Source organism: Thalassospira sp. MCCC 1A01428, from assembly GCF_002115825.1.
GTDB lineage: Bacteria > Pseudomonadota > Alphaproteobacteria > Rhodospirillales > Thalassospiraceae > Thalassospira.
The window spans coordinates 1-13,141 of record NZ_JFJZ01000014.1; the positions used below are offsets into that span (position 1 = coordinate 1).

11 protein-coding genes are annotated in these 13,141 nt (G+C 53.5%); 7 read left to right on the forward strand and 4 right to left on the reverse strand.

The annotated features are described in order from the left end of the window. The 3 genes from gatB to gatC all read right to left on the reverse strand — a co-directional run. Nucleotides 1–1,139, reverse strand: a 1,139-nt coding sequence (gene gatB, locus THS27_RS12610) for an Asp-tRNA(Asn)/Glu-tRNA(Gln) amidotransferase subunit GatB (protein ID WP_085591375.1), incomplete at its 3' end; no start/stop codon positions are given. A gap of 3 nt (nucleotides 1,140–1,142) precedes the next feature. Beyond that, the gene (gatA, locus tag THS27_RS12615) at nucleotides 1,143–2,621 is read right to left on the reverse strand and encodes an Asp-tRNA(Asn)/Glu-tRNA(Gln) amidotransferase subunit GatA (protein ID WP_085591377.1); all 1,479 of its coding nucleotides are present in this window, start codon (nucleotides 2,619–2,621) and stop codon (nucleotides 1,143–1,145) included. Then, nucleotides 2,621–2,911, reverse strand: coding sequence for an Asp-tRNA(Asn)/Glu-tRNA(Gln) amidotransferase subunit GatC (gene gatC / locus THS27_RS12620; RefSeq protein ID WP_085591379.1), 291 nt, complete (start codon nucleotides 2,909–2,911; stop codon nucleotides 2,621–2,623). The genes gatA and gatC overlap by 1 nt, the downstream gene beginning before the upstream one ends. Before the next feature lie 258 nt (nucleotides 2,912–3,169). On the opposite strand from gatC, the gene ruvX reads away from it, so the two are divergent. Beyond that, nucleotides 3,170–3,727 carry a Holliday junction resolvase RuvX gene (ruvX, locus tag THS27_RS12625; protein WP_085591526.1) on the forward strand — a complete coding sequence of 186 codons (558 nt, stop codon included), beginning with the start codon at nucleotides 3,170–3,172 and terminating at the stop codon, nucleotides 3,725–3,727. Nucleotides 3,728–3,797: 70 nt separating this feature from the next. On the opposite strand, the gene THS27_RS12630 is transcribed toward ruvX, so the two are convergent. Beyond that, entirely contained in the window at nucleotides 3,798–4,622 is an 825-nt protein-coding gene (locus THS27_RS12630; protein ID WP_085591381.1) for a VOC family protein, read from the reverse strand. Between the two features lie 270 nt (nucleotides 4,623–4,892). Here THS27_RS12630 and THS27_RS12635 point away from each other — a divergent pair, with 270 nt between their 5' ends. From THS27_RS12635 to topA, 6 genes are all read left to right on the forward strand, one after another. Beyond that, nucleotides 4,893–5,816, forward strand: coding sequence for an AEC family transporter (locus tag THS27_RS12635; protein WP_085591382.1), 924 nt, complete (start codon nucleotides 4,893–4,895; stop codon nucleotides 5,814–5,816). Between the two features lie 159 nt (nucleotides 5,817–5,975). After that, nucleotides 5,976–6,938: an aspartate carbamoyltransferase catalytic subunit gene (locus tag THS27_RS12640; RefSeq protein WP_371455583.1), complete on the forward strand. Its 963-nt coding sequence runs from the start codon at nucleotides 5,976–5,978 to the stop codon at nucleotides 6,936–6,938. Beyond that, complete coding sequence (locus tag THS27_RS12645; RefSeq protein ID WP_085591386.1) at nucleotides 6,935–8,269, forward strand: dihydroorotase family protein; 1,335 nt, start codon at nucleotides 6,935–6,937, stop codon at nucleotides 8,267–8,269. The genes THS27_RS12640 and THS27_RS12645 overlap by 4 nt, the downstream gene beginning before the upstream one ends. Nucleotides 8,270–8,271: 2 nt before the next feature. After that, nucleotides 8,272–8,937, forward strand: a complete 666-nt coding sequence (plsY, locus tag THS27_RS12650) for a glycerol-3-phosphate 1-O-acyltransferase PlsY (RefSeq protein ID WP_085591388.1) — start codon at nucleotides 8,272–8,274, stop codon at nucleotides 8,935–8,937. 64 nt (nucleotides 8,938–9,001) lie between these two features. Continuing rightward, a complete protein-coding gene (dprA, locus tag THS27_RS12655; protein ID WP_246832948.1) occupies nucleotides 9,002–10,318 on the forward strand; it encodes a DNA-processing protein DprA in 1,317 nt (438 codons plus the stop codon). Nucleotides 10,319–10,480: 162 nt separating this feature from the next. Continuing rightward, nucleotides 10,481–13,141: a type I DNA topoisomerase gene (gene topA / locus THS27_RS12660; RefSeq protein WP_085591390.1), complete on the forward strand. Its 2,661-nt coding sequence runs from the start codon at nucleotides 10,481–10,483 to the stop codon at nucleotides 13,139–13,141.

A 13,141-nucleotide genomic window follows, 5' to 3' on the forward strand; every position in this document is an offset into this window, starting at 1 on the left:
CCAAGGTTTTCTGCCGTAACCGGGCTTTCCGAAACATCAACACCCAATTTGTTAAGCGCACCAAACAGGTTGGTAATCACCCAGTTGGCTGCCATTTTGCCATCACGGCCCTTGGCAACGCGCTCGTAAAACTCGGCCTTTTCCTGCTCGGCAACCAGCACGCCGGCGTCATAGGCTGACAAGCCATATTCACGCATGAAGCGGGCTTTTTTCTCGTCAGGCAGTTCGGGCAGTGTTTTTTCGATTTCGGCAACAAAGGCTTCATCAAAAACCAGCGGCAACAAGTCAGGATCCGGGAAATAGCGATAATCGTGCGCCATTTCCTTTGACCGCATCGACCGGGTTTCACCCAGTTTCGGGTCAAACAGGCGGGTTTCCTGAATAATTTCTCCGCCACCCTCGATTACTTCGATCTGGCGCATGGCTTCAATTTCAATAGCCTGCATCACGAAACGGATCGAGTTCACGTTTTTGATTTCGCAACGTGTACCAAATTCGGCCCCGGCACGACGCACAGAAACGTTGGCATCACAGCGCATCGAACCTTCGTTCATGTTGCCATCACAGGTGCCCAGATAACGCACAATTGCGCGCAATTTGGTCAGATAGGCCCCTGCTTCTTCCGGCGACCGAATATCGGGCATCGATACGATTTCCATCAGGGCGACGCCCGAACGGTTCAAATCGATATGCGAATATTTCGGGTCCTGGTCGTGCATCGACTTGCCTGCATCCTGTTCAAGATGCAGGCGTTCAATGCCAACCGCCTTGGTCGAACCATCAGGCATATCCAGAATGATGGTGCCTTCGCCGACAATGGGCTTGTCAAACTGTGAAATCTGATAGCCCTGCGGCAGATCGGCATAAAAGTAGTTTTTACGCGAAAACACACTTTCATGATTGATCCTGGCCTTAAGCCCCAAGCCGGTTTTAACCGCCTGGCGCACACATTCGGCATTGATCACCGGCAACATGCCCGGCATTGCCGCATCGACAAGGCTGACATTGTTGTTAGCGTCTGATCCGAACTGGGCCGAAGCCCCGGAAAACAGCTTGGAATGGGAAATCACCTGGCAGTGAACTTCCAGACCGACAACGATTTCCCACGGACCGGTCGAACCTTCAAGAATATAAGTCATGGATCAACCCTCCAGCCCGGCAGGTTTGGCATCAAACCCGGCTGCGGTTTCAAGAACGCCACCGATACGAATGACGGTTTCTTCATCAAACGGTTTACCAATCAACTGCAAGCCAAGCGGCAGGCCATTATCGGAAAGACCGGTCGGCAAGGACAGGCCCGGAAGCCCGGCCAAGCTGGCCGGAACCGTAAACACGTCATTAAGGTACATCTTAACCGGATCATCGCTGTTTTCACCAATGGCAAAAGCAGCCGACGGCGCGGTTGGTGTCAACACGGCATCAACCGTACCAAAGGCATTTGCGAAATCTTCGTAAATGCGACGACGTACTTTCAATGCCTTGTTGTAATAGGCATCATAATACCCGGCCGACAGCACATAAGTGCCGATCATGATACGACGCTGGACTTCCTTGCCAAAACCCGCAGCACGGGTTTTCATGTACATTTCATCAAGGCTGTCACCGTCTTCCATCACACGCTGCCCAAAACGAACACCATCATACCGCGCAAGATTGGACGATGCTTCGGCCGGGGCAACGATATAATAGGTCGGCAAGGCGTATTTGGTGTGCGGCAAGGTAATGTCGATTACTTCCGCACCGGCATCGCGCAGCATGGCAACGCCATCATCCCACAGTTTGGCAATTTCGTCAGGCATGCCATCAACACGGTATTCCTTGGGAATACCAATTTTCATGCCGCGAATATCACCACTAAGGGCGGCTTCAAAATCGGGAACCGCCATCGGGGCCGATGTGCTGTCTTTGGCATCGTGCCCGGCCATGGCACCTAACATAATCGCCGCGTCGCGCACGGTGCGGGTCATGGGGCCAGCCTGGTCAAGCGAGCTTGCAAAGGCAACCACACCCCAACGCGAGCAACGGCCATAAGTCGGCTTTAAGCCAACAATGCCGCAATATGCCGCAGGCTGACGAATGGAACCACCGGTATCGGTGCCGGTTGCAGCCATCGCCATACGCCCGGCAACCGCAGCAGCCGAGCCGCCAGATGACCCGCCAGGAACCAGATCCTTGCCATCCTTGCCCTTCCACGGGTTAATGACATTGCCGTAAAAAGACGTAATGTTCGACGAACCCATGGCAAATTCGTCAAGGTTGGTTTTACCCAGCATCACCGCGCCATTGCCAAACAGATTGGCCGTCACGGTTGATTCATATTGGGGCTTGAACCCTTCAAGAATATGCGAGGCAGCAGTTGTTTGCACGTTTTCGGTACAGAACAAATCCTTGATCGCAATCGGCAGGCCTTCCATTTTACCAACATCGCCCCTGGCGCGTTTGGTATCGGATGCCTTGGCCATTTCAAGGGCCTGTTCCGGGGTTTCGGTAATATAGGCATTCAGCTTGCGCTGTGCACCCATCGACGCAATATGGGCTTCGGTCAGCTCGACCGACGTGTAATCCCCCTTTGCCAGCCCGTCGCGGGCTTCGGCAAGGGTCAAATTTGTCAGATCAGTCATTATTCAACCACCTTGGGCACAACAAAACAGCCGGCATCGGTTTTTGGCGCATTGGCCAGCACTTTTTGCTGGATATTGCCATCGGTGACTTCGTCCTTGCGCAACGGCAGGGTCAAATCGGCAACCGAGGTCAGAGGTGCTGCGCCCTCGACGTCAACTTCTTGCAGTTCCTCGATAAAATCGAGGATACGGGTCAAATCACCCGCCAGTTCGCCCAATTCTTCCTCGCTTACTTTAATACGCGACAGGAAGGCGATTTTACGAACCGTTTCCTTATCCAAAGACGACATGGATGAAAGTCTCTCTTAAGGAATGACAAAACACCCGGCGAACGGTCGTCCGCCAGAAACTGAAAATACAAGCCGGAACCTAGCACCGGGAATGACTGGCGGCAAGGGCCGTGCGCCCTACTTTCAACGTTGCCCGGATCACAATGTGTTTTTTACCTGAAATACCTTGCCCGTGCCCGCCAAAACGACATGCCTGAAATACCGTTTCCACCATGCTTTGCACTGGTATTTTTGGCGATCTGCGCCTATAAGGTCGCCATGATTTGTAATGATACTCAGGAATTGCTGCGGTACCTTGCACCGGCAGCGCGGATTTTGGGCCTGGACCTGGGCACCAAAACCATTGGTGTTGCGCTTTCGGATGTCGGGCTGCAAATTGCAACGCCCTATAGCCTAATCAAGCGTAAAAAGTTCACACGCGACATTGCCGAACTTTCGGCCATTGTCAGCAAACAGAATGTCGGCGGCATCGTCATCGGCTTTCCGCGTGAGATGGATGGCTCGATTGGCACATCCTGCCACCGGGTTTATGCGTTTGTCGATGAAATGGACAAACACATCGATGTTCCGGTTTTGCTGTGGGATGAACGCCTGTCAACCAGCGCTGTTGAACGCATCCTGATTGGCGAAGCCGACATGACACGCAAACGCCGTGCCGAAGTTGTCGACAAGGCAGCGGCGGGTTACATCCTGCAAGGTGCGCTTGATAATCTTAATCGTCACACCGATCCTGGTTTGGTTGATGACGAAGATGAAGACGAAGATGACATCGACGCAGTGAATGACGAAATCGACGCGGACGACAAACAGGGCTGAAATCAGACCTGTTTCATGGCACGATCAGCCATCGTAAAGCAGCCTCAGCCAAGCCGCCGAACTGTTTTGTTCAGGCGGCTTTTTGCTGACCGATCACCATCATCACACCAAACATGCGACTGGGCGGCAAAATAACTTCATCCCCGCACTGGATTGCCCCCAAAGACAAGGCGGCCGGTCGAATGGCATCAATATCCTCAACAAGCAAACGAAACCCGGCAAAGCCATCGTCGGGCAGAACATCGTCCCCGATCGGGTACTGTGTCAAAAACTCGTCCTGATGTTTTACACGAACAAGACCATCCAGCCCCATTTCAGAAAAGAATTCGTCAACGGCCTCGGCAGCCCAATGGGTTAAAAATATCCGGTCGATAGAGGCTGCACTGTTAACGTGGTTTTGATATGCGGGAAAATAGAAGTTCTCTGCCGGGTGATGATGCTGGCATGAAAAACAGACTGCATGGCACAACAACGGGTGGCTGGCAAAAGCCAGCGAGAAACCAAGCTCAACCTGAGCCCCGTCCGGCGTTTCTCCTGTACGCTCAAAATCAAAAACGTCGGGAACAGCAGCACCCGCAGCAATAAAAGCGTCACGATCAGCATGTGCATCCTGTGATTGCAATGCAAGCATCGACATGCCTTCACGCAGACGCAAAAAATTACGGTTATAAACAGCAAACGAAAACGGCAAATCAATATTGTCCGGGCCGATTTTCTCCGGGTCAACAACCGCCAGAAGCTCCAGATACATATCCCCAAGCTGCACCAGCGCATTACCAGTGCCAAACGGATGAAGAGCCCGCGGCGTAACGGTAAAACCCAACTGACGGTAACGGTCGCAAGCGGCGTCAAGATCCCTGACACACAATACAAGATGATCGATTTTTTTTGACATTACTGCATCCATTTGCCGCCGAACCCGAAACCGGGTGGCCGCGTGCCAGCCGGTTTGCGCGGATAAATGTGCCGGTTCTTAAGGCCTGCGGCAATGTAATTTTACCGCGACCACCCTGTATTGTTTCATTTTCTCAAATTTTGAACAATTCATTCCAATACGAAATATACGCGTCTCACTACAGGCACCATAAATCAACACCTCCTTGCAGTGACGCCTGAACTGCCTTATGCGGATAGTTACCGTTCGCCCCTGTTACAGGACAGTGCCATGCTGCCAATTCTTTCGGCCCTCATCCCGACATTCGGCCTGATTGTGGCCGGGTTTGCCCTGCGACATTGGCGCTTTCTGCCCGATGCGTTTTGGCCAGGCGCTGAAAAACTAACCTATTTCATCACCTTCCCCGCCCTTCTGTTTGCCAATACGGCAAAGGCTGATCTGGGAAGTTTACCTGTAAGCGGTATCGCCATTGTTATTCTGGGAACAGCATTTGCGATGGCAGCCTTAACACTTTTGGCAAAGCCGGTTTTACGTGTCAGCGATGCGGCATTCTCGTCTCTTTTTCAGGGGGCCATCCGCCCCAATACCTATATCGGCCTTGCCGTTGCGGCCGCCCTTCTGGGTGAACGCGGATTAACGGTTACCGCCCTGTGTGTTGCCCTGATCGTGCCAACCGTTAACGTGCTATCGGTTTTAGCCTGCTCACATTGGGGCGATAACAATCGCAAATCCGGCCTGCTATCGATATTACGCGATGTCATTCGTAACCCGTTACTGGTGGCTTGCGTGCTGGGCCTTGTCGCAAATGCAACAGGTTTAGGTTTACCGCCCATTGCCGGGCCGTTTTTAGAGGTGCTGGGGCGCGCAGCCCTTCCCATCGGGTTGCTTGCCGTTGGTGCAGGTATAGACTTGCAAGCGGCACGTCGCGCCGGGGGGCCGGTTGCCGCTTCCACAATTGGCAAACTTGTCCTTAGCCCCGCTATCGCAATTGCCTTGTCTTTTGCATTTGATATGCCATCGGTCGACATGGCAGCACTGGCGTTTTATGCGGGCCTGCCCTGTTCGGCCAGTGCTTATGTTTTGGCCCGCCTGATGGGTGGAGACGCCAAAATGATGGCCAGTATCATTACCGTTCACACACTTGTCGCCATTGCAACGATGCCACTGTTGGCGATATTGCTACACGCGGCCTGAAACTGGAATAACTCCAATATTTTCGCGCAAAAAGCTGACCGGGCGGACAAGGTAAAATTTGATATTTTACCTTTCCGTAACAGGTGCAATTCGTTATGCTCCGCACGCAATTTTCCAATCAGTGTGCAGTCAAGGAACAAGTGCAACGCCATGAGTGTCATGGGACCAGAGGCGGATCACTATCCGCATCCACATCTTCTGGGGATCGAAGGTTTGACCCCCGGGGAAATCACCCTCATTCTTGATCGTGCCCAGCATTATGCGGAAAAAAACCGCACTGCCGACAAGACCAGCAATATCCTCGCTGGCAGCACGGTCGTTAACCTGTTTTACGAAAATTCCACCCGGACACTGACATCGTTCGAACTGGCCGCCAAACGGCTGGGCGCCGACGTTATCAACATGACGGTGGGCACCAGTTCGGTCAAAAAGGGCGAGACCCTGATCGATACGGCAATGACCCTGAATGCCATGAACCCCGATGCACTGGTGGTGCGCCATAATGACAGTGGTGCGGTTAAACTGCTCAGCGAGAAGGTGAATTGTGCTGTTCTTAATGCTGGCGATGGCCGGCACGAACATCCGACCCAGGCCCTGCTTGATGCCCTGACGATCCGCCGCCACAAGGGCCGCCTGCATCGTCTGACGGTTGCCATTTGCGGGGACATTGCGCATTCACGTGTTGCGCGGTCGAACATCCTGTTGCTCAACACCATGGGATCGCGCGTCCGTCTGATTGCGCCGCCAACATTGATCCCGTCTAAAATTGACCGCATGGGTGTTGAAATTTTCCACGATATGGAAGAAGGGCTCAAAGACTGCGACATTGTAATGATGTTGCGTTTGCAGCTTGAGCGCATGGAAGGCAGCTTTATCCCTTCTGTTCGCGAATATTTCCACTTTCACGGTCTGGACCGCGCCAAGCTGGCCAATGCCAAACCCGATGCCCTGATCATGCATCCCGGCCCCATGAACCGGGGGGTGGAAATTGACAGCGAAGTTGCCGATGACGTCGAACGTTCTGTCATCCGGGAACAGGTTGAGATGGGGGTTGCCGTGCGCATGGCCGCCCTGGAAATTCTGGTTCAAAACCAGCGAAATCTTGCAGGGGACCGTAAATGATGCCTGCCATTCGCGCCAAAGCCAGCGGTAAAACAGCCTTTGTCAATGTCCGCTTGCTCGATCCCGCAACCGGGTTAGACCAGACTGGCGGCCTGCTGATCCAGGACGGCGTTATTATTGATCTTGGTCCGTCGGTTAACCGTGACACCGTCCCTGCCGATTGCCGTATTATCGAGGGTGAAGGCCGTTGCCTTGCCCCCGGGCTGGTGGATATGCGGGTGCAGCTTCGCGAACCGGGGTTCGAGCACCAGGAAACCATCGAAACAGCAGGAAAATCGGCAGCAACAGGCGGCGTTACCACGATGGTGGCCCTCCCCAATACCGATCCGGTTATTGATGATGTCGCCGGCGTTGAATTTGTTGCCCGGCGTGCACGTAAAGTAGGGCTGGCAAAGGTCTTTGTTTACGGTGCAGTTTCCAAAGGCATTGAAGGCCGCGAAATCACCGAAATGGGACTTTTGCATCAGGCCGGCGCTGTGGCCTTTTGTGACGGGGTTAAAACAATTGCCAGCCCGCGCCTGCTGCGCCAGGCACTTTCATACGCCACTTTTTTTGACGGCATGATTGTGCAGCATCCCGAAGAACCGGAATTGTCGCGTGGCGACATGAATAGTGGAGAACTGGCAACCCGGCTTGGGCTTTCAGGCATTTCACCTCTTGCCGAAGTCATCCAGATCGAACGCGATATTCGCCTGGCCGAAATGACAGGCGGCCGGTTGCATTTTTCGCATATTTCCACCGCAGAATCAGTGTCGGTCATTCGCAAGGCCAAAAAACGCGGCCTGAAAATAACCTGCGATACCGCACCATTTTATTTTGCGCTAAATGAAAATGCTGTCAGCGATTATCGCACATTCGCCAAGCTGGCCCCACCGCTACGATCAGAAGATGACCGTCAGGCAATTGTAATGGGCCTTGTTGATGGCACGATTGATACCATCGCATCCGACCATAACCCGCAGGACCAGGACAGCAAACGCCTGCCTTTTGCCCAGGCTGCCGCCGGTGGCGTGGGCCTTGAAACGCTGTTACCGGTTACGCTGGAACTTTATCACAACGGCCATATGTCCCTGCTTGAAGCGATTGGTAAAATTACGATCGCGCCTGCAACGCTGATGAAACTGACCGGTCATGGCACGCTGAAACCCGGAAGTTCGGCCGACATTGTTGTGTTTGATCCAGACCGCCCGTCCAAGATTGACCCTTATAAATTCCAGTCAAAATCCAAAAACTCCCCGTTTGACGGACGCCTGATTCAAGGGATGGTTCTGCGCACCCTGATTGACGGACGGGAAGTCTTTACGCACACCAGCTGCATTGAAGGTTCATAACCATGGAACTAGACCCCGCCTACAAGGCCCTGTTGATGTCGCTGCAAATTGCCACTGTATGTGGTTATCTGTTGGGGTCGATCCCGTTCGGGCTTGTTTTGACCCGGATGGCAGGACTTGGCGACATTCGTAAAATGGGCTCGGGCAATATTGGTGCTACCAACGTTTTGCGCACCGGCAACAAAACCCTGGCGCTGCTTACGCTGATTGGCGATTGCGGCAAAGGTGCTGCTGCCGCCCTGTTGTTCACTTATTATGTAGGACCCGAACAGGGCATTTTTGCCGGTGCAGCCGCTGTTGTCGGGCATATGTTCCCGCTATGGCTTCGTTTTAAAGGCGGTAAAGGCGTTGCAACAACCCTTGGCACATTGGCCGCCGTTAATTGGGTTATGGGCCTTGTTGCGGCTTTAACGTGGCTGGTAATGGCCGTTATTTTTCGCTACTCGTCGCTTTCGGCCCTGGTGGCGCTGGCGGTGGCACCACTGGCAGCATTTTACATAGCCCATGATGTTGGCGCCGGCTGGCTTGCCCTGTTTCTGGCATTCATTGTCTGGTGCGCCCACCATGCCAATATCCGCCGTTTGATCAATGGCACCGAGCCCAAAATTGGTGACAAGAAAAAAAACGCCGCACAAGAAAGCCCCGAAAGCAACGCGACAAGCAACTAACTTGCTGAACCCGCGTCAGAAATGCTTGACGACATAACGTCGGGATGATCACAATCCCGGCGTTATGAATTTGCACACATCACAACCATCACGGCTTCCCCAATCTGAACGGCTGGCACGGGTGCGCCTTGCGCGTAGCAGCCAGATCGGACCGGTGACTTTTCGCCGGTTGCTGGAACAATTCGGATCGGCGCGAACCGCGATTGATGCCCTGCCAGACATTGCCCGGAAAAGCGGTGCTAAACGCCCGATTGTGATCGCCACCCGCCAGGATACGATTGCCGAAATTGAATCCGCTTTGGCCCTATCGGCCAAACCGGTTATCTGGGGTGACCCGGAATACCCGACCGCCCTTGCCGCCATTGAAGACGCCCCACCCTATTTTTATGTTTTAGGTGATGTCAGCCTACTCTCTCGCCCGAACATTGGCATTGTGGGTGCCCGCAATGCCTCCCTCGGTGGCTGCCAGTTTGCACGTGGATTGGCGCGCGAACTGACACAAGCCGGGTATAATGTTGTATCAGGGTTAGCGCGCGGTATTGACGGGGCAGCCCATCAGGGTGCGCTTGATGCATCCTTGGCACCTGTTGGCACCAATGGCGCAACAATTGCCGTTGTTGCGGGCGGCGTGGACGTTATTTACCCGCGCGAACATGCAGATTTACATCAACGTATCACGCAAAGCGGTTGCGTTATTTCCGAAATGCCGCCGGGGTTAAAACCACAGGCCCGTCACTTTCCTCGCCGCAACCGGATTATTTCAGGTCTGGCACAAGGTATTATCGTAATTGAAGCAGGACGTAATTCGGGGTCACTGATTACAGCGCGCATGGCGGCCGAACAGGGACGCGATGTTTTTGCGGTGCCCGGTTCCCCGACCGACCCTCGCGCGGCAGGACCCAACAGCCTGATCCGCGACGGTGCCATTTTATGCGACTCCATCGACGCAATTTTAAATGTGATCGGGCATGCCAACACCATTTCGCAATTTGATGCTCCATCCCAGACATTTAATGATGAAACCCGCCCGCCACCGGCAAACAATACGGCCTATAACCTGGATGTTATCCTTGAAGGCCTGATGCGTGACCGGACTTTTGAAAACACGAACAACACCGACGATCACGTTCAAACAACGATCAACCCGGCACAAACTGGCGGCTCTGGTCCTGCGTCATATTCTGTCGCTACGGGCACGGATGGCAACGATCCAGGGCAAACCTTGTACGATCTGTTATCGTCTGCCCCCATCGCAATCGACAGCCTTATCCGGGCCTCAAATTTACCTGCAAGCACGATTTCAACACTGCTGATCGAACTCGAACTTTCAGGAAGGGTTGAACGTCACCCCGGAAATAGGGTATCGCGTATCGCTAATTGAGTCTTGTCGTCGTTGAAATTGCCACAATATGTAGTTTCAAGGGCGTTTTGAGACGCAATCCGAACGCATTTCCCGTCATGATGAGATGGGCACTTGCGAAATATATGCATTGCGGCATACCTTTTCCGCCATCAGGCGCAAAAACCGGACACGTAAAAAGTAATGAATCTTGTCATCGTCGAATCGCCAGCCAAAGCCAAGACGATAAACAAATATCTCGGTGATGATTTTAAGGTATTGGCCTCGTTTGGTCACATCCGCGATTTGCCGTCGAAAGATGGCTCGGTGGATACCGATAACAACTTTGCCATGATCTGGGAAACCGATGGCCGGTCTGAAAAACAGATCCGCGAAATTGCTGCTGCCGCACGCGATGCTGACACCATATATCTCGCAACTGACCCGGATCGCGAAGGGGAAGCCATTTCGTGGCACATCCTTGAAGTGCTGGAACAAAAAAAACTGCTGCGGGGCCGAGAGGTTCACCGCGTGGTTTTTCACGAAATCACCAAAAAAGCCGTTACCGACGCCATTGCCAACCCGCGTACCCTAAATCAGGAACTGGTTGACGCCTATCTGGCACGCCGGGCACTGGATTATCTGGTGGGCTTTAACCTGTCGCCGGTTTTATGGCGCAAATTGCCCGGTTCGCGCTCTGCCGGTCGTGTGCAATCGGTTGCCTTGCGCCTGATTTGCGAACGCGAAATTGAAATTGAGGCCTTCCGCCCCGACGAATATTGGTCGCTGGAAGCCAATTTTGGCATTCCCGAAGGCAAATTCAGCGCCCGACTAACCCATCTGGATGGCAAAAAGCTGGACAAGCTGGCCATTGGCAATGAAGGCGATGCGAAGCTGGCCAAGGAAAAGGTCGAAGCCCGCAGCTATACTGTCTCGAAGGTCGAGCGCAAGGACGTCAAACGGCGCCCGCAGCCCCCTTTCACCACGTCCACCCTGCAACAGGAAGCATCGCGCAAGCTGGGCTTTGGCACCAAACGGACGATGCAACTGGCACAGCGCCTGTATGAAGGCGTGGATATTGGCGGCGAAACCGTTGGTTTGATCACCTATATGCGTACCGACGCCGTGATCCTGTCGTCCGAAGCCCTGGCAGGGGCACGACGCCTGATCGACAAGGATTATGGAAAAGATTACCTGCCGGAAAAACCGCGCAGCTTTGCCAACAAGGCCAAAAACGCGCAGGAAGCCCACGAAGCCATCCGCCCGACCGATGTTTTCCGCCGCCCCGATCAGGTTTCGCGCCATCTTGATAAAGACCAGTTGGCCCTTTACACCCTGATCTGGAAGCGCACCGTCGCCTGCCAGATGGAAGACGCCCGCTTTGACCAGGTGGCTGTTGATCTGGCGTCCAACGATAACCATGTTGTGCTGCGTGCCAACGGGTCGGTTGTCAAGTTTGACGGCTTTTTAAGGTTGTATCAGGAAGGCAAGGATGATTCCGACGATGACGACAATGATCGTCGCCTGCCCCCGCTAAAAGAAGGCCAGAAACCCGGCCTTGAAAAAGTGTCGATTGACCAGCATTTCACCCAGCCGCCGCCCCGCTATACCGAGGCAAGCCTGGTAAAACGCATGGAAGAACTGGGTATTGGCCGACCGTCAACCTATGCCTCGATCATTTCGGTGTTGCAGGACCGCAATTACGTTACTCTGGAAAAACGGCGCTTCATTGCCCAGGATCGCGGACGGCTGGTTACGGCGTTTCTGTCGAAATTCTTTGAACGATACGTACAGTACAATTTTACCGCCGATCTTGAAAACCAGTTGGACGATGTGGCAAACGGTGATCGCGCCTGGCGCGAGGTACTGACCGAATTCTGGACGTCGTTCAAGGGCAATGTCGACGAGGCCAAGGAACTCAAGATCACAGATGTTCTTGATGCCTTGCAGATCATGCTGGAGCAATATCTGTTTGCCGAACGTGAAGACGGATCGGATCCGCATAAATGCCCGAAATGTGACGATGGCACCCTCAGCCTGAAGCTGGGCAAGTTCGGTGCCTTTCTGGGGTGCTCGAACTATCCGGAATGCAATTACACGCGTCCGCTGGTCGCCAATGACAATGCAGGTGATTCCGAACTTGATGGTGGCCCCAAGGTTTTGGGCGTTGATAGTGCAACCGGCAAGGAAATTACCCTGCGCAAAGGGCCATACGGCGTTTATGTGCAGTTGGGCGAGGAAGAAACCGTTGAAGGTAAAAACGGCAAGCCCAAAAAGGTAAAACCCAAGCGCACATCCCTGCCCAAGGGGCTGGAGCCCGCCGTTGTCGATTTAACCAAGGCCGAGGAACTGTTAACATTGCCACGCGATGTTGGCGTATACCCGGAAACCGGCGAAGATATTAAAGCCAATATCGGGCGATTTGGCCCCTATGTTCAGGCAGGCAGCACATTTGCGTCCCTTAAGCCTGATGACGATGTGCTGACCATTGGTGAGAACCGCGCCATTACCCTGATTGCCGACAAGCGCGAAAAAGCCGGCAAGGAAATTGGCAAACACCCCGATGATAACGAACCAATCCTGCTGGCCGATGGTCGCTGGGGACCGTTTGTAAAACACAAAAAAACCAATGCCAATTTACCACGTGACACCAATAAGGAAGATGTCACACTGGAAATGGCAATTGCAGCGTTAAAAGAGAAAGAAGCCAAGTCGGGTAAAACGACGTCGGCGGGTGCAAAGAAAACAGCCGCGAAAAAAGAACCGGCTAAAAAAGCTGCACCGAAAAAAACCGCTGCAAAGAAACCTGCAGCCAAAAAAACGACCGCAAAAAAGACACCAACGAAAAAAGCAGCGGCCAAGTAA

Bases quoted from the DNA above. Each gene is read 5' to 3' on its own strand.
- gatA (WP_085591377.1), bottom strand. From the start codon at position 2,621: ATGACTGATCTGACAAATTTGACCCTTGCCGAAGCCCGCGACGGGCTG.
- gatC (WP_085591379.1), bottom strand. From the start codon at position 2,911: ATGTCGTCTTTGGATAAGGAAACGGTTCGTAAAATCGCCTTCCTGTCG.
- ruvX (WP_085591526.1), top strand. From the start codon at position 3,170: ATGATTTGTAATGATACTCAGGAATTGCTGCGGTACCTTGCACCGGCA.
- THS27_RS12630 (WP_085591381.1), bottom strand. From the start codon at position 4,622: ATGTCAAAAAAAATCGATCATCTTGTATTGTGTGTCAGGGATCTTGAC.
- THS27_RS12635 (WP_085591382.1), top strand. From the start codon at position 4,893: ATGCTGCCAATTCTTTCGGCCCTCATCCCGACATTCGGCCTGATTGTG.
- THS27_RS12640 (WP_371455583.1), top strand. From the start codon at position 5,976: ATGGGACCAGAGGCGGATCACTATCCGCATCCACATCTTCTGGGGATC.
- THS27_RS12645 (WP_085591386.1), top strand. From the start codon at position 6,935: ATGATGCCTGCCATTCGCGCCAAAGCCAGCGGTAAAACAGCCTTTGTC.
- plsY (WP_085591388.1), top strand. From the start codon at position 8,272: ATGGAACTAGACCCCGCCTACAAGGCCCTGTTGATGTCGCTGCAAATT.
- dprA (WP_246832948.1), top strand. From the start codon at position 9,002: ATGAATTTGCACACATCACAACCATCACGGCTTCCCCAATCTGAACGG.
- topA (WP_085591390.1), top strand. From the start codon at position 10,481: ATGAATCTTGTCATCGTCGAATCGCCAGCCAAAGCCAAGACGATAAAC.